This window comes from Clostridium sp. YIM B02500, from assembly GCF_022324665.1.
In the GTDB taxonomy this organism is placed as follows: Bacteria; Bacillota; Clostridia; order Clostridiales; family Clostridiaceae; genus Clostridium; species Clostridium beijerinckii.
Genome location: NZ_JAKGTE010000032.1, coordinates 44,223 through 63,656 on the forward strand (window position 1 = coordinate 44,223; position 19,434 = coordinate 63,656).

The 19,434-nt window shown below is 29.7% G+C and carries 16 protein-coding genes; 10 read left to right on the forward strand and 6 right to left on the reverse strand.

Annotated features, from left to right (window positions below):
* Positions 1-11 precede the first annotated feature (11 nt).
* Positions 12-2,666: a phosphoenolpyruvate synthase gene (locus L1S46_RS21175; protein WP_238900865.1), complete on the forward strand. Its 2,655-nt coding sequence runs from the start codon at positions 12-14 to the stop codon at positions 2,664-2,666.
* A gap of 239 nt (positions 2,667-2,905) precedes the next feature.
* Here the strand turns inward: L1S46_RS21175 and L1S46_RS21180 are convergent, their stop codons facing one another.
* Positions 2,906-4,276 (reverse strand): 8-oxoguanine deaminase, encoded by a 1,371-nt coding sequence (locus L1S46_RS21180; protein ID WP_238900874.1) that lies wholly within the window; start codon positions 4,274-4,276, stop codon positions 2,906-2,908.
* A 555-nt stretch (positions 4,277-4,831) separates the two neighbouring features.
* Between L1S46_RS21180 and L1S46_RS21185 the strand changes: the two genes are divergently transcribed.
* On the forward strand, positions 4,832-5,143 hold the full coding sequence (locus tag L1S46_RS21185) for a glutaredoxin domain-containing protein (RefSeq protein WP_017212798.1): 312 nt from the start codon (positions 4,832-4,834) through the stop codon (positions 5,141-5,143).
* 479 nt (positions 5,144-5,622) lie between these two features.
* Here the strand turns inward: L1S46_RS21185 and L1S46_RS21190 are convergent, their stop codons facing one another.
* The 4 genes from L1S46_RS21190 to L1S46_RS21205 all read right to left on the reverse strand — a co-directional run bounded on the left by L1S46_RS21190 (position 5,623) and on the right by L1S46_RS21205 (position 7,828).
* A complete protein-coding gene (locus tag L1S46_RS21190; RefSeq protein ID WP_012058296.1) occupies positions 5,623-6,189 on the reverse strand; it encodes a manganese catalase family protein in 567 nt (188 codons plus the stop codon).
* A 6-nt stretch (positions 6,190-6,195) separates the two neighbouring features.
* Positions 6,196-6,459, reverse strand: coding sequence for a spore coat protein CotJB (locus L1S46_RS21195; protein ID WP_017212799.1), 264 nt, complete (start codon positions 6,457-6,459; stop codon positions 6,196-6,198).
* Positions 6,460-6,468: 9 nt separating this feature from the next.
* Positions 6,469-6,783, reverse strand: a complete 315-nt coding sequence (locus L1S46_RS21200) for a spore coat associated protein CotJA (RefSeq protein ID WP_017212800.1) — start codon at positions 6,781-6,783, stop codon at positions 6,469-6,471.
* A gap of 181 nt (positions 6,784-6,964) precedes the next feature.
* The gene (locus L1S46_RS21205) at positions 6,965-7,828 is read right to left on the reverse strand and encodes an ABC transporter substrate-binding protein (RefSeq protein ID WP_238900866.1); all 864 of its coding nucleotides are present in this window, start codon (positions 7,826-7,828) and stop codon (positions 6,965-6,967) included.
* A gap of 381 nt (positions 7,829-8,209) precedes the next feature.
* Here L1S46_RS21205 and L1S46_RS21210 point away from each other — a divergent pair, with 381 nt between their 5' ends.
* Positions 8,210-9,544: an ATP-binding protein gene (locus L1S46_RS21210; RefSeq protein WP_238900867.1), complete on the forward strand. Its 1,335-nt coding sequence runs from the start codon at positions 8,210-8,212 to the stop codon at positions 9,542-9,544.
* A gap of 684 nt (positions 9,545-10,228) precedes the next feature.
* Here the strand turns inward: L1S46_RS21210 and L1S46_RS21215 are convergent.
* Positions 10,229-10,765, reverse strand: a complete 537-nt coding sequence (locus L1S46_RS21215) for a GNAT family N-acetyltransferase (RefSeq protein ID WP_238900868.1) — start codon at positions 10,763-10,765, stop codon at positions 10,229-10,231.
* A gap of 737 nt (positions 10,766-11,502) precedes the next feature.
* Here L1S46_RS21215 and L1S46_RS21220 point away from each other — a divergent pair.
* The 7 genes from L1S46_RS21220 (at position 11,503) to L1S46_RS21250 (ending at position 19,282) form a co-directional block, all read left to right on the forward strand.
* Positions 11,503-12,396 carry an NUDIX domain-containing protein gene (locus L1S46_RS21220; RefSeq protein WP_017212802.1) on the forward strand — a complete coding sequence of 298 codons (894 nt, stop codon included), beginning with the start codon at positions 11,503-11,505 and terminating at the stop codon, positions 12,394-12,396.
* Between the two features lie 69 nt (positions 12,397-12,465).
* A complete protein-coding gene (locus tag L1S46_RS21225) occupies positions 12,466-13,266 on the forward strand; it encodes a ribose-phosphate pyrophosphokinase (RefSeq protein ID WP_238900869.1) in 801 nt (266 codons plus the stop codon).
* Between the two features lie 509 nt (positions 13,267-13,775).
* Positions 13,776-14,315 (forward strand): isochorismatase family cysteine hydrolase, encoded by a 540-nt coding sequence (locus L1S46_RS21230; RefSeq protein ID WP_238900870.1) that lies wholly within the window; start codon positions 13,776-13,778, stop codon positions 14,313-14,315.
* An 11-nt stretch (positions 14,316-14,326) separates the two neighbouring features.
* Complete coding sequence (locus L1S46_RS21235) at positions 14,327-15,796, forward strand: nicotinate phosphoribosyltransferase (protein ID WP_238900871.1); 1,470 nt, start codon at positions 14,327-14,329, stop codon at positions 15,794-15,796.
* A 24-nt stretch (positions 15,797-15,820) separates the two neighbouring features.
* Complete coding sequence (locus tag L1S46_RS21240; protein ID WP_238900872.1) at positions 15,821-16,870, forward strand: hypothetical protein; 1,050 nt, start codon at positions 15,821-15,823, stop codon at positions 16,868-16,870.
* A 131-nt stretch (positions 16,871-17,001) separates the two neighbouring features.
* A complete protein-coding gene (locus L1S46_RS21245) occupies positions 17,002-17,925 on the forward strand; it encodes a hypothetical protein (protein WP_238859006.1) in 924 nt (307 codons plus the stop codon).
* Positions 17,926-18,061: 136 nt separating this feature from the next.
* On the forward strand, positions 18,062-19,282 hold the full coding sequence (locus L1S46_RS21250; protein ID WP_238900873.1) for an adenylosuccinate synthetase: 1,221 nt from the start codon (positions 18,062-18,064) through the stop codon (positions 19,280-19,282).
* The last annotated feature ends 152 nt before the right edge of the window (positions 19,283-19,434 follow it).

The following is a 19,434-nucleotide window of genomic DNA, read 5'->3' on the forward strand; positions in this document are numbered from 1 at the left end:
AGAGAATAACTATGGGAAATAAGTATACATTGTATTTTGATGAAATAGATAAGAAAGATTTATCACTTGTAGGAGGGAAGGGTGCAAATCTGGGAGAGATGACTGAGGCTGGTTTTCCAGTTCCTTTTGGTTTTTGTGTAACTACAGAAAGTTATAAGGAATTTATAAATTACAATAAACTTTATGATTTTATTGTAAAAGAAATTAAAGATGCAAATCTTGAAAATATTGCTACCATAGGAGCTAAAATAAGAGAAAAAATAGAACAAGCAGAGATGCCTAAAAAAGTAGAAGAAGAAATCATTAAAGCAGCTGATAAGGTTGGGATTGATAACTATTATGCTGTTAGATCGAGTGCTACCGCAGAAGATTTAGCTTTTGCCTCTTTCGCAGGTCAACAAGATACCTATCTTAATATTAAAGGAAAAACTTCACTAATTAATTCTGTAAGAAATTGTTGGGCGTCATTATTTACTGATAGAGCAATACTTTACAGATTGCAAAATAAAATTGAACATGAAAAAGTGCATATGTCTGTAGTAGTTCAAAAAATGGTTCTTCCAGATATAGCTGGTATTATGTTTACTGCAGATCCTGTATCAGGGCATAGAGGAATTATCTCTATTGATGCAAGTTTCGGACTAGGGGAAGCGTTAGTTTCTGGTCTTGTATCTCCTGATATATATAAATTTAATAAGAAAAAAGAGGAAATAATAGATAAGACTATAGCAGAAAAGAAACTTGCTATAATGCCAATTCAAGGTGGGGGAACTAAAAAAGTTGATATTACAGGTGAAAAATCTACTAACCAAGTGATGGAGGACTCTGATATCAAAAGGCTTGCTGAACTTGGAATGAAAATAGAAAAGCATTATGGCTGCCCTCAGGATATTGAGTGGTGTTTAGAAAATGGTGAGCTGTATATTGTGCAGAGCCGTGCCATTACATCATTATTTCCACTTCCAACGCCTAATAACAATGATGATAACACACATGTATATATTTCTTTAAATCACCTTCAAGTGATGACTGATCCAATATCCCCTTTAGGTCTTGATTTATTTAGAGACATGCTGCCTTTTGGACGAAATATTAAAAGAGAAGAAAAATATAAAATTTTAGCTTCAGCAGGTGGTAGGATTTATGCAGATGTAAGTGGTTTTATGAATTCTGAAAGAATAAAGAAAAAGCTTTTAGCTTTATTAACAAATGCAGATGCTTTGATGGCAGAGGCTTTAGGAGAGCTTTTTAATAGAGAAGAATTTAAGGAAAAGTTTAAAGGAAAGAAAGCTAACTTAAAACCTTTATTAAAATATATAGCTCCTGCAGCAGTTAAAGTTATAAAAAACCTTGTTTTCACTAACCTAGATGGAACGGTGGAGCTTATGAATAATTACATTAAACAGCGTGAAGAAGATACCTTGAAGGCAATTTTAAATTCAAAGCAAGGTACTGAAAAGTTAAATATAATACATGAAAAAGCAAGTCTTTATGAGGATGCTAAAATAATACTTCCATATTTAGCTCCAGGAATTATTGCCTTTAAGCTTCTTGAAAAGCTGGAAATGAAGCTTTTAGGAACAAATAATTATACTAATATAATTGCAAAAGGTTTAGAAGGAAATATTACAACGGAAATGGGACTACTTACTGGAGACTTGGCGGATATGGTGAGAAAATCTCAAAGCTTAATTGATGAGTTTGAAAATGAAGATTATGAAACTTTGGTTTCAAGAATAAATGAAGTTAAAGGCGATGAGGAATTTAAGAGCTTTTTTAATGATTTTATAAATATGTACGGAGTGCGTGCTTCAGGAGAAATAGATATAGCTAGAGATAGATGGATTGAAAATCCAGAGCCACTTGTAAAATCAATACTTGCAACAATCAAAACTTCAGAGGAAGGTGCTCATAGGGAAGAATACAAAAATACTATAAAAAAAGCTAAGGCAGCAACAGAAAATATGGTAGAAGAAATACAAAGAAAGCATGGTAAAATTAAAGCGAAAATTGCAAAAAGGCTTATATTTGTTTTAAGAAATTCTTTTCCAATAAGAGAACATCACAAATTTATGATGATGAGACTTTGTATGATTTTTAAGAAGGAATTGCTAAAAGAAGCAGAAAATTTGGTTGCTAAAGGTAGTTTAAATGAAGAAAAGGATATTTTTTATGTGAATTTCAGTGAATTATATAGAGCAATTGAAAATAATGAAAGTCTTAAAACAATAGTAGAACAAAGAAAAGAAGAATATGAACATTATAAAAAGTTAAATGCTCCTCGTGTTATTACAAGTGAAGGAGAAGAAATAAAAGGAGGATATAAGATAGGGAATCTTCCAAAAGGAGCACTTCCAGGCATTCCAGTTTCTTCAGGAGTTATTGAGGGAATTGCAAAGGTAATAATTGATCCTTCAAAGGCATCCTTGAATAAAGGGGAGATTCTTGTAGCACCATTCACCGATCCAGGGTGGACACCACTTTTCATAAATGCAGCTGGATTAGTTATGGAAGTTGGAGGGCTTTTAACTCATGGAACTGTAGTAGCTAGAGAGTATGGAATACCAGCAGTTGTAGGAATATCAGAAGCTACCCAAAAGATCAAAACAGGTCAAAAAATCAGAGTAGACGGAAATAGCGGCTATGTAATAGTTATAGAAGAATAGGTGGTGTATTTTATTAATCAATAATAAAATACAAACCTTGATAAATAATAATTGGTGAATTTCAAAGGTTGCACTTCGCCTCTATATGAAATCCACGACCATTGTATGTAGCTTAAATAGCTATTTACAGGTGGTTGTGGATTTCTCCTATAACTGGTGGCCTAATCCTATACATTTTGCAAAAGATGAAACAATCTATAAATTAATCAATATAAGAATTTAAGCAAAAATCTTGAATACTACCATTTGCGTAATCTTTCATTGCTAACTATATTTTTAGCAATTTTATTAGCTGTATTTCCAATTTCATCTGCATTCATGGAAATAAGATTTCCATCTTTTGATACTAACTTTCCGTTAACAATAGTCATTTTGGTAAAGCTTGAATTTCCAAGGCATACTAATGAAACAAGTGGATCATGGCATCCTGCATACTCAACCTTGTTAAGATCAAATAGTATTATATCAGCAGCCTTTCCAACATCAAGTCTCCCAGTATCAGGCCTTCCTAAAACATCTGCACCACCTCTGGTTGCAATCTTTAGTATTTCGTATGCATTAAGTCCGTCGGCTCCATACTGTAGATGATTTAGAAGGTACGCACGTCTAACTTCTTCCCACATGTTTGAGCCATCGTTACTTGCACTTCCGTCAACTGCTATACTTATATGTCCACCTTTTTTGAAAATTTCAGAAGTTCTACAGATACCACTATTAAGTTTCATATTTGATGAAGGACAATGGGCAATGCCAGTTCCATTCAATCTATCTATTTCTGAATCGCTAAAGTGTATTCCATGTGCATACCAAACATCAGGACCAAGCCATTCAAGTTCTTCCATAAGCTCAAAGGGTCTTCTTCCATATTTTTCGATACAAAATTTCTCTTCATCAATAGTTTCTGCAAGATGAGTATGAAGCATAACTCCTCTTTTTCTGGCTAAGTTCTTAGTTTCAAGCATTAATTCTTTGGTAACTGAAAATGGTGAGCATGGTGCAAGAGCTATTCTTGTCATTGCAAAATCACTTGTATCATGGTATTTGCTTATAAGTCTATCGCTATCCTCTAATATTTTACTTTCAGCTTGAACAACTGACATTGGAGGAAGTCCACCATGATCTCTACCTAAAGACATAGAACCTCTTGTAGCAGTAAAGCGAATTCCAATTTCTTGTGCTGCTCTAATTTGTTCATCAATTAATGTGTCAGGCTGGTTCTTTGGAAAGATGTAGTGATGATCTGAAGTTAAGGTACATCCAGTTCTTAAAAGTTCACTAAAACCTACTAGTCCACCATAATATACAGCATCTGGAGTTATATTTTTCCAAAATTCATAAAGCCCAATAAGCCATGGGAAAAGTGGCTTTTCTTGAACTTCTTTTATTCCCCTAAATAGCGTTTGATATAAGTGGTGGTGAGTATTTACAAACCCTGGCAAAGCCACAAGTCCAGTACAATCAATAATTTCGGTTTCAGCAGGTACTTCAAGGCAAGTAGCTATTGAAGTAATTTTAGGTCCTTCAATTAATATGTCTACATTTTCAAATACCTCTTCTCTGTCATTGAATGTTATGGCATGTCTAATGTTCTTTAAAATTAATTTCTTCATCATAAAATCCTCCTTAAAATAAAAAACCACTTTGAAATGAGTAATTTCAAAGTGGTTAACTCTACACGTTTTTGCACAAATATAAAATTATATTTTCCTTGGTATTATACTATCAATTATTTTGATATTTGTATAGTTTTATTTATAATTTTTGTAATAAATGTCATCTTTCATATGAATATAGAAGGATTCATATGGTTCAGCACCTAAAAATGTAATTTGGTGGATTTCAAAGGTCGCGCTTCGCCTCAAGCAGATAAGAACTTTCTCTGATCTTCAATCATAATTCCCAATTCTACATATTAAATTTTAAGTGAAGCATGTATGTGCTTGGAGATGGTGAGAAATTTTGGAGAGGGAATTTAATTATAAATAATATATATGAGAAATTTAATACTATAAATGATTTAACAATTTTATAACTGATTTAGTTGACTTTATAGAGAAAAGCAGTTTTAATAGTAGAAGAAATAGGTATAATGCTTGGTGGTTATATCCAAAATAAAGGAGTAAATTTAGATAAAAACTATTTTTAAAAAAAGGGATGATAATATAATGAAAATAACAATGTATGGGGCGGCAATTTGTCCAGATTGTGTTGAAGCAAAAGCTATTTTAGAAGAACATAAAGATATAGAATTGGATTATAAAAATATTACCGAAAGTACTAAAATTTTAAAGGAATTTTTATCTTATCGTGATAATGATAAAATGTTTACTAATGTTATTAAAGATGGGAAAATAGGTATTCCGTTTTTTATTTTAGAAGATGGAATAAAAACATTAGACGTATTTGATTATTTGGATATAGAAAAGCCTAAGAATGGTGCAAATAGTTGCTCTATTGATGGTAGCGGTAAATGTTAATATTTCTGGCACGAGAATATAAAATATCGTTAATGCCTAGCAAACGCATTTAATAGGTTCAAATACCATCGAGGTATAATATTCTTAAATTGGTATAATGACGGAGCATAAATATTAACAATAATAATAGATATATTGTTGTTAGTAATTTTAAAAGGCAACTAAATTAAAGAGTTAAATTTCAGACTTACCACATAGAAAAAATAATAATCAGAATGAATGTAGTACAAGACATTTATAGGCATACAATATTTAAAAAAAGTTAATCTCTATTGCTAAAGATGAAAAAGTGACTAGTACAAATAGTAATAGTGGTGAAAAGAAACTTTGTTTACATATAATAGAGCCTAAGCAAGAATTTATTGATAAATATGTGCCTTTACTAGGAAAATATATACGTATAATAAAACTGTCCCAAAATTGTATTTTGAGGCAGTTTTATTTATATATATAAGCCTATATATATAAATTATGCTATCTTATTTTTTTAAGCACATTGCATCTTGAACGTGTTCTAAGCATTCACCAAATCTTTGATAGTGAACGACTTCTCTTTCTCTTAAGAATGTTAATATTTCTTTAATTTGTGGTTCATCAGTTAAGTGTATTAAATTTTCATAAGTTGCTCGTGCTTTTTGTTCAGCAGCTAAATCTTCATGTAAATCAGCAATTACATCGCCTTTGGCTTGTATATAAGTTGCAGTCCATGGATTTCCTGTTGCATCTGTATAAAATACTGCTTTTCTATGATCAGCATAATGCCCAGCAAGTCCTGCTTTTTTTATCTCTTCTATAGTTGCATTTTCCATAAGTTGATATACCATTGTAGCAATTATTTCTACATGGGCCATTTCTTCTGTACCGATATCTGTCAATAATCCTTTTGATTTTCCAGTTGGCATAGTATAGCGTTGATCTAAATATCTCAAGGCAGCACTTAATTCTCCATCAGGCCCACCATATTGAGTTACCAATAATTTTGCCATATTAAGATCTTTGCATTTTAGATTTACTGGATATTCTAATGTTTTTACATAATACCACATAAACTCTTATTCCTCCTCCCTGCTACAATTTTCCCAAGGCCATGGTGTACTTACCCAAGCTTTTGGATTTTCTACATATGCAGATCCAAAGTTTGTTAATGGACCAAAGTTCTTTTCATATGCGCTAATTAGTTCAGTTAACTTACAAGATACCTTGTTGTAATCTTCTTTAGCGTTTTTATCTTCAGGAAAATTGTCGAGGAATAGGTTTAGCTCTACAGCACAAAACTGATAAACTCTTATACTATTTAGCATCTCTCGTTGGTTCATAATATTATATCACCTCTCGTATTTGATTTTCTTGTATTCAATTTCATATTCATGATCATACTCATCTTGGTGCTCATGCTCATGTTCATGATGATTATGGTCACAATCATAGCCTTTATGATCATGCTGTTTTTTATATGGTCTGTAAAGGTCTTTAAATATTGTTCCTTTTACGAAACCTTCTTTGCAAGAATACAAATTTTCATATTTTTGAGGCAATATATATGCGCGTGCATATTCATATTTTTTTGAATGCTCTTTTGAGTATTCTTTAGAATATTCTTTTGATTTACACATACAGTCATCATCGTCGCGTCTGTACATAAGGGTTAACACTCCTTCATTTGTTGTTCATTTATATAAGTATCTTATGCGTATTATGAAATAATGTGATAATTTATAAAATATATTTTGAATTTTTGATATTCGTTGTCTGAAAATGTTATAAAGGAGTGTGAAATTAAAATAAAGGCAGTATTTAGAAAAACTAATTACTACCTTCACTTTAATTTAGATAAATATGACCATCTGTAACTGAAACAAAGTAACTGCTATTTAAGCCGTATTTTTCGAGTATTTCAGGAATTGTTTTATCATATTTCATTTCATCTATTTTTTCATTTATTGCTTTTGCTAAAGTAATATCATTTTTCCTAACAGCAGCAGCTATTTTGCCAGGGGATTCAGGAGTATAATCTGTTGGAGGCAATACCCTCAAATATAAATTACTTCGAAAGATCATATATGAAGCAAAAATAGAATCAGTTATTGCGGCATCTATTTTTTTAGTACTTACTGCTGATAATAGATCATTTTGAGTTTTAAATGAAACTACATCTTTAACAACACCCTCTGCTTTCCATTTATTGGCTAGATCTAGAAAAGCTGTTCCAACTTGTGCACCTATTACAGCATTTTTAAAATCTTCCTTAAAGACAATTTTAGATACTTTAGGGGTAATTATTGCTTCAGATTCTTTATATAATATATTTGTAAACAATGCTTCTTTTTTTCGTTCATCTGTAACATACATTCCATCAGCTACTATATCTATGCTATCATCTGTATTTAATTGTTTTAATAAATTGTTAAATGGAATTTGCTTCATTTCTACCTTGTTTATCCCAAGCCTTTTAGCGGCTTCTCTTATAATTTCTGCATCAATTCCAGTGAATTCTTTAGTTTTTGGATCTATGTAAGCAAAGGGAATATCATTTGAAGATGCGATAACCAGTAGCCCTTTTTCTTTTACTCTTTCCAATCTATCTTTTGTCATTTCATTATTCGGTATATTAGCGCCACAAAATATTAATTGAATGATATTTATTAATAACATAGCAAAAACAAGTAATTTTTTATGAATTTTCATATACTAAATTTCTCCTTTTTATTATTATCTTAACTTAATATAAAATTATTCATTAAAGAGACTTATAATATATATGCTGCAATTTAAAATGTATAATTCACGATTAAGACTAAGAGTCTTTAAATATTTTTGGAATATATATTAAATCAAAAGATTTTTTGTAATTAAGGTTATGTTAAGAAAAAGAAGGTATAATAAAGGGTGGTAAAAATCTCAATAAATAGTTATGATATAGATAAATAAATCATAACTCTAGGAAATTATTTATCTTATAATGTATTATTTTGTTGAAAAAGAGGAATTTAAATCTGATTAGCGAATAATAAACAATAATAGATTTGACTTATAGTCAAACAATAAATATATGGGGTGAAAGTCCGAATGAAATGTCTAGTAGAAATAAGCAATGATTTCTCATCTTGGGATGATTTTATATCGACTATAAATGAAAATCCAACAGCGAGACAAATTACATTAGAGTCATGGAAAAGATGCGAGAAGTTAGGAATGAATCCTAAGGAAGTGAAATTTGAGTTTTTATCAAGCAGGGATCTTGAAAAAAAGAAAAAGGAAAACTCTAAACTAACAGAAATATCAAACTTGTATATGGATTCACTATCTATGAGTTTGGCAAATATTCCACACATAATTGCTTTATCAGATAATGATGGATGGATCATTGAGTTTAGAGAAAAGACTGAAGAACTGGGTGGAATAATAGAAGGTTTTTCTCTTGGGGTAAATTGGTCAGAAGAAAATATTGGGAATAATGGAATAGGTACTGCATTGGCAATGGGGCAGCCAATTTTGGTTTATGGGGCAGAACACTATGGTATGCCTGATTGTAAGTGTGGATGTATAGGTGTGCCAATTATAAATAATGAAAATGTCATAGGGGCAATTGGAATAAGTGTTCCAGTTGAACATATGAATCCGGTAAAATTACACTCTTTTATAGCTTGTATAAATTCAATTGAGACAGCCATGAAATATATCAATGATAAATTTAGTAACACATCAACTGGAATCAATTTAGCTGCAACAAGTGAATTAATTGCAACAGCTGTTCATGATCTTAAAAATCCACTATCTGTAGTTAGAGGGTTAGGTCAGCTTGGCATAGCAACTTCAGATAAAGCTAGGATGGACAATTATTTTGATAGAATAATTAATCAAGTTGATGAAATGAATGATATGGTAATGGAACTCTTAAGTATATTTAAACCAGAAGAGCTCACACCACAGAAGGTAACTCCTCTAATAAAAGATGTTTTAAACTCATTTCAGCCTATTTGCACTCATAAAAATATAAAGCTATCATTGGTAGACAATGTAGATGAATATGCAAACATATCAAAAAAGCTTTTAAAGAGGGCAATAGAGAATCTTATAAACAATGCAATTCAAGCAATGGACAATGGTGGATTAATTGAAGTTACAACTGAAAAATATAAAAATTCCATACTTATTATAATTAAGGATACTGCTGGGGGCATTCCAGAGGAAATAAATGAGACTTTATTTGAACCTTTTTCTTTTAGAAGAAGTGGAGGAACAGGACTTGGCTTGTTTATGGTCTATCATACAATTACTAATATTCATAAGGGCAAAATATGGTTTGACACAGAGCTAGGTAAGGGAACAACATTTTTTATGAAGCTACCAATAACAAGAAATGTTGAAAATATCTCAGTTAAGCAGTTCGAGTTGATTTAATTAAATTAAGTTTTAATATAGTGCTATATTGACTTAGATAAAATTAGAATGCTATAAAAAATATTTGAATAAATTTATAAATAAAGTTTAACATTTTCTGAAACTAACGGTATTTTGATGTATCATTAAAATAATAGTAAAACGATATTTTGTGTATCACTAAAATAATAACAAAGTGAAAGGATTAGATTTATGTCAAAAGTATTGAAATTAATAAAGTACTTTTTAGGATTTATTGCCCTTACGGGTTTAATTTATACATTTATTTATTATTCTGTGATAAGTAAATTAACTACATAATTAGAAAGTATCTGTAGCAATGCACATTTCACAATTCACAATTATGGTTAAAATTATTGCAAGATTTTTAGAATTATAATGAAGAATTATTTTTGCAACATATATATAATAATATTTTTTGAATTTCATTAAGCTAATGTTAAGGTAGTATAAGTATAATAAAACTTGTAAAAAAGTTTTTTTCATTTTCATTTCTTAATAATATAAGGCTATGTTTAATATAATTCTGAAATATAGCCTTAAAAATCATAAATGGGATTATATGCCTATAATGCTAAATATATGAAAAATGCACACAAAAAAATCGCAAATTCATTTTCTTTAATAATACGACTTTACATTTATTATTTAATTTTTTGATTCATGATTTATGAATATTGCCTTTTAGTGCATATCCATATAGTTTTGTTTTTTAATCAAGTATGAAGGATGGTATAATTTTGTTGGTGGATAATATTCATCATGGGTGTAAACAAATCCAAGTTGTTTTAGCAATTGAGCAGAGGCTGAATTTTTAGGATTATGTCCAGTAAAAAGTGCATTAGCATTAAGATTTCTAAAAGCATATTCCATTACTGCCAAACATGCTTCTTTAGCAATCCCTTTTCCCCAATACTTCTCTTTTAAATGAATTCCCATTTCTAATATATTATTCTCATGATCATATGGACGTAAACCACAGCATCCTAAATTTTCATTAGTTTCTATTAAATAAATTGGCCAGTATTGAATATTGTAATTGTTGTAATTTTCTATTTCCTTTCTTAGCCTTTGGTGTACTTGTTCTTTTGACATTGTGCCTTCTGCCGTGATAAATTTTGTTACTTCTGGATTTCCCCATAATTCTAAAGCATCACATATATCATCTTCACTCCATCTTGAAAATCCAATTCTTATTGATTTTAAAAAGAATTCTTTCATTCTATACGCTCCTATAACTTCACAATAATCTGTTATTGTTTATTAAACTATAGTTTTTAATAACACTTATTATAACATGATTTACAAAATATCACAAAAGCCATACATACATCTGCTCTCTATTTTTAAGTCTTTTATTCTGCTATATGAGTGTTCTACATTGCTTTGAATTATAAAGTTTTTAGCCTCTATTATTTCTTTATATCGATGAACGAACGTGAGGCGAAATTATATTGATATCAGCCCAAATTGAATACATATTTGTTCCATATGAATATGAAAATTTCTCTGCTTGAGATATTTTAAATTTTTAATGGGGAACCTATATAGATATCGAAACCAAAAGATATACTTTAATCTTTGTGAATTATACTAGAAATTAGATACATGTTTGTGAAAGCGGCATTTGAAATTGAGTTGTTATAGTTCTTAGTTGAAGGTTGTTCCATTTTCTGCTTGTCCTAAACTTGCTTTTGGAGCATGCAGAAATGGGTTCAACCTTCAACTTAGAACTATCCAGCGAAAATTTCATTAGTCCGCTGGAACAAATTTGTATCTAATTTCGGTTTTGATACACATAAATATAATTTAAAATTTGGATATCTATAATTATTTTTCAAAAAGGTATTTACAAATAAAGTTAATAGAGTTAATATTAATACATAAAATCAAATTGATATTATCTGAATGATAAATAGTAAATATAATAATTTTTTTAATATATAGAGGTGGGTAAATTGAATAAAGAACTAGCGGATAAAAATGAAAGAAAATTTTTAAGTGAATATGATGTAAATATTTATGATAGGCCAAGTGTTACAAATGACATTATTATATTTACAACCGGTGATAGGATAGAAGAGAATTCAAGGAAAGTACCAAAGAAGGGAATGCAAATTCTCTTAATTAAAAGAGATGATTATCCTTACAAAGGAAAATGGGCAATTCCAGGAGGCTTTGTTAAAAATGATGAAAGTTTAGAAGAAGGAGCACTAAGAAAACTAAAAGAAGAAACAGGAATAGATAATGTATATACTGAGCAATTATATACTTTTGGAGAAGTTGATAGAGATCCAAGGACAAGAGTAATAAGTATAGGAAATATAGCATTAATATCTAAAGAAGATATTAGATTTGGTGATTATAAAGATAGGAAAGAATCAAAGTGGTTTTGGGTAGAAAAGAATTTAATTGATTCTAAAAAAAATGAGACGCATACCATAAATAAATATATTCTAAAATTTGAAAGTGAAGATGAGGAAATAAAATTTAATTATGAAATAATAGAAAAAATAGAAAGAACTATTTTTAGGAAAAAGGAAAATAGTTATAAGACGTTAAATGAAAGTAATGATGAATTAGCTTTTGATCATTATAAAATAATAGATTATGCAGTAGACAGAATTAGAAATAAAATAGAATATACGCCAATTGCACTAAATCTTTTGCCTAGATTATTTACAGTTAAGGAACTTCAAAATGTATATGAAGCAATAATGGGAAGAGAAATCTTGAATTTCAGAAGAAAAATGGAAGATATGATTATAGAAACTGATGAAAAAATAGAGGGGAAACCTTTTAGACCTGCTAAAGTATTTAAGTTTAATGAAAACTGGGAGCACAATTTTTAAACAAAATGTAAGTTATTAATAAAATTTAATGATAGAGAATTGAGATTTAATATGAGAGGGGATAATTAAATGATTTTTTTTAATGACAAAGAAATAGAGGTTAAAAAATTTCCTAATGGAGAAAGTTTAATAAACAGCCAAGAGTTAAATATTAAAGAATGGGTAAATACCATTAAGCTCAAATTTGAAAGTGATAATGATATAACTCATTTGATATTTTTAAAGGAACATTTGGATGAATTAAATATTAAATGTAATCTTATAATTCCTTATATGCCTTATAGCAGAATGGACAGAACAGAAGGGTTTACTGTATTTACCCTAAAGCATTTATGCAGACTTATTAATTATTTAAATTTTGAAGAAGTATCAATTTACGAACCACATTCAGATGTATGTGTCGCATTACTCGATAGAGTTAAAGTTATAAATATGTCTGCAATATTAGCAAAAAATTTATTTGAAAAAGTTGATGATAAAAAAGATTCAGTTTACTTAGTTTATCCAGATGCAGGTGCAGCTAAGAGATACGGCAAACAAATTCAATATGAAAAAATATTAACTGCAAACAAAGAAAGAGATTTTAAAACAGGATTTATAAATAAGCTTGAAATAAACGGAACTGTAGAATGTGAAAATTTTAAAGCTATTATTGTAGATGATCTATGTTCTAAGGGTGGAACGTTTATTTTAACAGCTAAAAAGCTTAAAGAAATGGGAGCTTCCGAGATTTATCTGGTGGTAACACATTGTGAGGATACAATTTTTGATGGAGAAATTTTAAAGACTGATTTAATTACTAAGGTATTTACTACTAACAGCATTTTATCTAAAGAGCATGAGAAGATTGAAATATCCTCTATTGTATAACTTAGGCTTATGCAATAATCAACCGAAAGGACAGGTACTCTGTTGTTTCGGTTACTGAGAATAAGTTGAGGCTTTCTAACATAATAAGTTCACCATTTCAGCATGATCCCGAGACAAGCTCGTGACAAGCAAAAATGGAACAACTTATGATGAAGAAATGCCTGCAACATATTCTCTAATGTAACACTGCACAAAAGATTACCTTTCCTTTCTGATATAGCAGATTTTTCAAGCTACAAGTATAATTCTCAAATTGGATATCTATAAAGTTAAAAATAAAAGAATATAAGAAGCTAAAAATGAAAGAATGTAAGAATAAAGGAATATAGGAATTTAAGAATTTACATTTTTAGAAATGAAAAAACTTAAAAAGTTAAAAGTGAAGATATTTTTAAATAAAGAAATATAAAAACTTAACAATTTGTAGTGTTCTCAATGCTTTGAGCGAGTACATTATACAGATAATCAGATTATTTTTAAAATAAATTATAGAGATTGGGGAGACGATTATGAATAAATTATTAGTGGTTATAGATTATCAAAAAGATTTTGTTGATGGAGCTTTAGGATTTAAGAAAGCGGAAGCATTAGAACAAGGTATTTATGATAAAGTAAAAAAATATTTAGAAAATGGTGATAAAGTTTTATTCACTTATGATACTCATTTTGAAAATTATCTAGAAACAAGGGAAGGAAAGAGTCTGCCTGTACCTCATTGTTATATAAATACTGAAGGTCACGAGCTTTATGGAAAGTTAAAAGAATTTGTAGGAGTAGAAAATACTCTTCATTATAATAAAAACTCCTTTGGAATATCACCAGCGGATATGTTAAAGATATCAAAGGATATTGGCGAGGATATAGATGAAATAGAGTTAGTTGGAGTCGTAACAAACATGTGTGTAATTAGTAATGTAGTTACATTTCAATCTCAATATATAAATGCAAATTTAAGTGTAGATGGAACTTTATGTGCAAGTTTTGATGATAGTCTTCATGATAAAGCACTAGATGTAATTGAAGCACTAAGTGTTAAAGTTAAAAGATAGGAGAGATATAAATGATAGATCCATTATTATTAACTGATTTTTATAAAACAATACATCATATGTGCTATGCACCTGGACTTACAAAGCTTGTAAGCTATTGGACTCCAAGAATGTCTAGAAAAGAAAACATGAACAAAGTGGTTATGTTTGGGCTTCAATCTTTTATAAAAAAATATTTAATAGAATATTTTAATGAAAATTTCTTCGCCATTCCTAAAGATGAAATTATTAGTGAATATAAGAGAGTGATATCTAGGACTATGGGAAGCATTGCGGCAGATACAACTCATATAGAAAAATTGCATGATTTAGGGTATTTGCCTATACAAATAAAAGCAGTTCAAGAAGGATCAAGAGTAAATATAAAAACACCAATGATTGAAATCACTAATACTCACGATGAATTTGCGTGGCTTGTAAATTATTTAGAAACCTTTATGAGTTGTAATATATGGCAACCGATGACAAGTGCAACAATAGCATATAGATATAGAGAAATTGTTGAAAAATATTTTGATTTAACTGTGGAAAATGGTGATGTAAAAAAAGCTTGTGGTGATTTTAGCATGAGAGGATTTAGCTCAATTGAAAGTGCACAGGTTAGTAGTGCAGGGCATTTACTTTCATTTGACTTAACTGCAACAATATCATCAATACTTTATCTAGAAAATTATTATAACTGTAATATTGACAATGAAATAGTTGGACTTGGAACCCCATCAACTGAGCATAGTGTAATGTGCACTTATGGGACTGATGAACTTAAGGCTTACAAGAGATTAATTAATGAAGTGTTTCCAAGTGGTGTTATAAGTATAGTTTCAGATACCTACGATTATTGGAACCTTATTACTAATATCCTTCCAATATTAAAAGAGGACATATTAAATAGAGACGGAAAGGTAGTAATCAGAGGAGATAGTGGAGATCCAGTTAAAATAATCTGTGGTGATAGTGAAGCGCCAAATGATAGTCCAGCATATAAAGGAACTGTTGAACTTTTGTGGGATATATTTGGTGGAGAAATTAACTCAAAAGGATATAAAGTTTTAAATTCTCATATTGGAACAATTTATGGTGATAGTATCACAGTTGAAAGGTGCGAAGAAATCTGTAAGTGCCTTGAGAAAAAAGGATTTGCAGTAAGCAATTGTACTTTTGGAATTGGCTCTTACACTTATCAATATAATACTCGTGATACCTTTGGATTTGCTTTAAAAGCAACGCATGCAGTAATAAATGGTGAAGAAAAATTCATATTTAAAGATCCTAAAACTGATACAGGAAACTTCAAAAAATCTCAAAAAGGAATGTGCTATGTATACAAGGAGGGAGAGGACATTCTTTATAAGGACGAGCTTACTATTAATGAACAAGAAGAATATAAAGATAATTTATTAGAAGTGGTTTTTAAGGATGGAAATTTGATTAAAGATTATTCATTAAAAGAAATTAGAGAGAAGTTACATGGAGAGTTTTAGATTTACTGTATTTTTAAGAAGGGAATGAGAATTTTGTACACTATTGAAGAAATTCTTGAAATGAAATACCCATATGAGCTTTTTACAGGTAATAAAGAAACCGCTAAAAAAGAACACATTGATCTTCTTAAAATATTTCATCCAGATTTGCATAGGGATTCAGAGAAATACAAAGAGGTTACAAGTAAAATAAACGAATTATATTCTGAAACTGTTAAATTATTAGACAATGGAAACTGGATTGAAGATGGATTAATTAAAATAACAAGTTCTGATGGCGAAAAATATTCAATGAAATATAATGTAGAATATTCATTTGAATTAGGAAGCTATTTCATTGGTAATAGATCAATTTTATATTTAATTGATAAAAAGCATAAGGATTTTGTAGAAAATGCATTGGATAGAATCAAGAATTTAAAATACGAGAATAACAACATGAAATCTGAATTCGAAAAGTATTTTCCAAAAGTGTTAAAAAGATTTGAAACTATGGATAAGAAGATAGGATTGCTTATAGAAAAGCCGGAAGATGCCTATTCTCTTAAAGATATATTAAGTTATTATAGCAGCAAAGTTCCACCAAGACATGTAATGTGGATTCTAAGCAGTTTATATAATATAACTTGTTTTCTATATTATAATAATCTATCACATAATGGAATAAATATTGATAATTATTTTATATCTCCATTATATCATAGTGGATTTTTGTTGGGTGGATGGTGGTATACAGTCCCTATAGATGGGAAAATGCTTGGAATACCTAGCGAAATTTATAGCATCATGTCTCCAGAAATGAAGTCATCTAAAACAGGCACATTTCTACTAGATTTAGAATCCATACGGCTAATTGGAAGAACCTTGCTTGGCGATAAGAATGGAATAAGTTTTATTGAAGATTCTGATATACCTAAGCCGCTTATTGATTGGGTCAGAGGAGTTTCAGTAAACAATCCAATGGAAGAGTATAAGCTTTGGGAAAGTGTAATTAAACAAAGTTATGGAGAAAGAAAATTCGTAAATATGGATATTGATATAAATAAATTATACCCTAGTAAAATTAATACGTAATATATATTTCAAAAATAATTTTTCATCATAATTCCAAAAAATATTGCAAGAATTTTAGTCGTAATTATGCAGTGTTCATTGTGAAATGTGCATTGTGAATTGCAATATATGAGTATTTAGGAGGTATTAAAATGGGAACAGGAAGATGGGATTCAAAAGCTTGGGATAGTTACGCAAGTGCAACTATAAAAGGAAAGAAAACAGTAGATGATGTCTTTGCAGCGAGGAAACTTGATCCAAGTTTAAATCCGTATAAAGTAAGTTTTAGAGAAAGTTGTGACAGCAGTGACAACCCAAACTCAACACCAATTATTATTGGACTTGATGTAACTGGTTCAATGGGAATAATTGCAGATAGCATTGCAAGGGAAGGCTTAGAAAAATTAGCTACTGAAGTATATAGTAGAAAGCCTGTTTCTGACCCACATATCATGTTTATTGGAATTGGTGATGTTAAATATGATTCAGCCCCTTTACAGGTGACTCAATTTGAAGCTGATATAAGAATTGCAAAAGAGTTAACTAAAATTTATGTGGAACATGGAGGTGGAGGAAATAACTCTGAAAGTTATACTTTACCTTGGTGGTTTGCTGGAATGCATACAAAATGTGATAATTTTATAAAAAGAGGAAAAAAGGGATATCTATTTACTATAGGAGATGAGGAGTGTCCTAAGACTGTTCTTAAAAATGAAATAAAAAAAGTCTTTGGAGATGCAATACAAACTGATAGTATGTCAGCACACGATTTATTAAGGCTTGTATCTAAGCAATATGAAGTATTTCATATTATTATTGAAGAAGGAAGTCATATGCGTTATCAGCCAGATGAAGTAATAAAGTCATGGAATGATATTTTAGGTCAAAGAGTTTTGAGATTGTCAGATTATACAAAATTGCCTGAACTTATAGTATCAACACTACAAGTATTAACTGGAGAAGACAAGGATAATGTTTCTGATAGTTGGGATGGAAGTACAAGCTTAATAATAAGAAATGCTATAAAAGAATTAGTTCCAAATGCAAAAGATGATAATGGACTTGTAAAGTTTTAATGTTATTGGAGCTGTGCCGCAAAGAATAAAAACTACAATATACTGTATTAAATTTAAAAATTCTGATACAACATACTGTGGCCGATTTTCTTAATGGAACAGCTCCATGTTTAATATTATGAAAGGAGAGCTTGGCATGAAATCTATAAAAGTGATAATAGGTTCTAATTTTGGTGATGAAGGAAAAGGACTAATGACAGATTACATGTGTTCTATAAATGAAAACCCGGTTGTGATTCGATTCAATTCATCTGCTCAAGCAGGTCATACTGTAGTTACACCAGATAGTGAAAGACATGTATTTGGACATTTTGGAGCAGGAAGCTTACAAGGTATTCCAACTTTTTTAACCAGTTATTTTTCAGTCAATCCTTTATTATTTATAAAAGAATATGATGAACTTAATAAAATAGGAATTATTCCATATACAATGATAGATTCAAATTGCCCTGTAGTTATACCACAAGACATGATATTAAATCAGATATTAGAAAGACATAGAGGAAATAATAAACATGGAAGTTGCGGAATAGGGTATAATGAGTCAATTGTAAGAAATAGTATGGATAGATATAAAATAACCTGCGGTGATATTTTTAGCGGAAATTATAAAGATAAGCTGGAGCTTATAAGAAAAGAATATATAGATAAGAGGATTGAACAGTTAGACTTAAAGTCTTCCAATGATAATTTAATAAATATACTATTTGATGCAAATATAATAGAACATTTTATTTATGATGTTGATAATAATTTTAAATCAAAGATAGAGCTATCTAATATAGAAAGTATTTTAGAAAATTATCAAACTCCTATATTCGAAGGCGCACAAGGATTAATGCTATCGGAGGACTATAAATATTTTCCTTATGTGACCCATTCTAAAACAGGTTTAAGCAATGTGATAGATTTGTTAGAAAAAGCAAAGTCCTGTGAACTGGATATAGAAGTAATCTATGTAACAAGGAGCTATTTAACAAGACATGGGGCAGGACCATTGCCAAATGAAATAAAAGAGAAGCCATACAAGAATATTACAGATTTAACTAATATTCAAAATGAATTTCAAGGTGTTTTAAGATTCGCACCACTAGACATAGATTTATTATCAGAGAATATAGAAAATGATTATAATAAGATTCGCTTTAAGAGCAAAAATAAAAAAATCAATATAAATAAATCTATTGCAATAACATGCCTAGACCAGATAGATAATAATAAGGCTCAGTATTATAAAGATAATAATTTTCTGTTAAAGAATACTGATGAATTTATAGAGGACATTCTTAGCAAGATCAATCCTGATAATTGTTATTTAAGTTATGGAGTGTCTGGAGATACTATTGTAAAATATTGAAATAAGGTTTTAATATCATAATTTATTTAAAATAAATAGTGAAGTTGTTATAGATATCTAACTTTAAAACTAGATTTATGTGGTAACTTACCGAAATCATAAATATTTTGATTCCGAAAAGCTATGAAAATATCGCTGAAGGTTCTAAGCAG

Excerpts from the sequence above, each read along its gene's own strand:
- L1S46_RS21195 (WP_017212799.1), bottom strand. The coding sequence starts at position 6,459 with ATGAACCAACGAGAGATGCTAAATAGTATAAGAGTTTATCAGTTTTGT.
- L1S46_RS21200 (WP_017212800.1), bottom strand. The coding sequence starts at position 6,783 with ATGTACAGACGCGACGATGATGACTGTATGTGTAAATCAAAAGAATAT.
- L1S46_RS21205 (WP_238900866.1), bottom strand. The coding sequence starts at position 7,828 with ATGAAAATTCATAAAAAATTACTTGTTTTTGCTATGTTATTAATAAAT.
- L1S46_RS21240 (WP_238900872.1), top strand. The coding sequence starts at position 15,821 with ATGAGAATTTTGTACACTATTGAAGAAATTCTTGAAATGAAATACCCA.
- L1S46_RS21225 (WP_238900869.1), top strand. The coding sequence starts at position 12,466 with ATGATTTTTTTTAATGACAAAGAAATAGAGGTTAAAAAATTTCCTAAT.
- L1S46_RS21245 (WP_238859006.1), top strand. The coding sequence starts at position 17,002 with ATGGGAACAGGAAGATGGGATTCAAAAGCTTGGGATAGTTACGCAAGT.
- L1S46_RS21235 (WP_238900871.1), top strand. The coding sequence starts at position 14,327 with ATGATAGATCCATTATTATTAACTGATTTTTATAAAACAATACATCAT.
- L1S46_RS21230 (WP_238900870.1), top strand. The coding sequence starts at position 13,776 with ATGAATAAATTATTAGTGGTTATAGATTATCAAAAAGATTTTGTTGAT.
- L1S46_RS21185 (WP_017212798.1), top strand. The coding sequence starts at position 4,832 with ATGAAAATAACAATGTATGGGGCGGCAATTTGTCCAGATTGTGTTGAA.
- L1S46_RS21190 (WP_012058296.1), bottom strand. The coding sequence starts at position 6,189 with ATGTGGTATTATGTAAAAACATTAGAATATCCAGTAAATCTAAAATGC.
- L1S46_RS21210 (WP_238900867.1), top strand. The coding sequence starts at position 8,210 with ATGAAATGTCTAGTAGAAATAAGCAATGATTTCTCATCTTGGGATGAT.
- L1S46_RS21180 (WP_238900874.1), bottom strand. The coding sequence starts at position 4,276 with ATGAAGAAATTAATTTTAAAGAACATTAGACATGCCATAACATTCAAT.
- L1S46_RS21250 (WP_238900873.1), top strand. The coding sequence starts at position 18,062 with ATGAAATCTATAAAAGTGATAATAGGTTCTAATTTTGGTGATGAAGGA.
- L1S46_RS21175 (WP_238900865.1), top strand. The coding sequence starts at position 12 with ATGGGAAATAAGTATACATTGTATTTTGATGAAATAGATAAGAAAGAT.
- L1S46_RS21215 (WP_238900868.1), bottom strand. The coding sequence starts at position 10,765 with ATGAAAGAATTCTTTTTAAAATCAATAAGAATTGGATTTTCAAGATGG.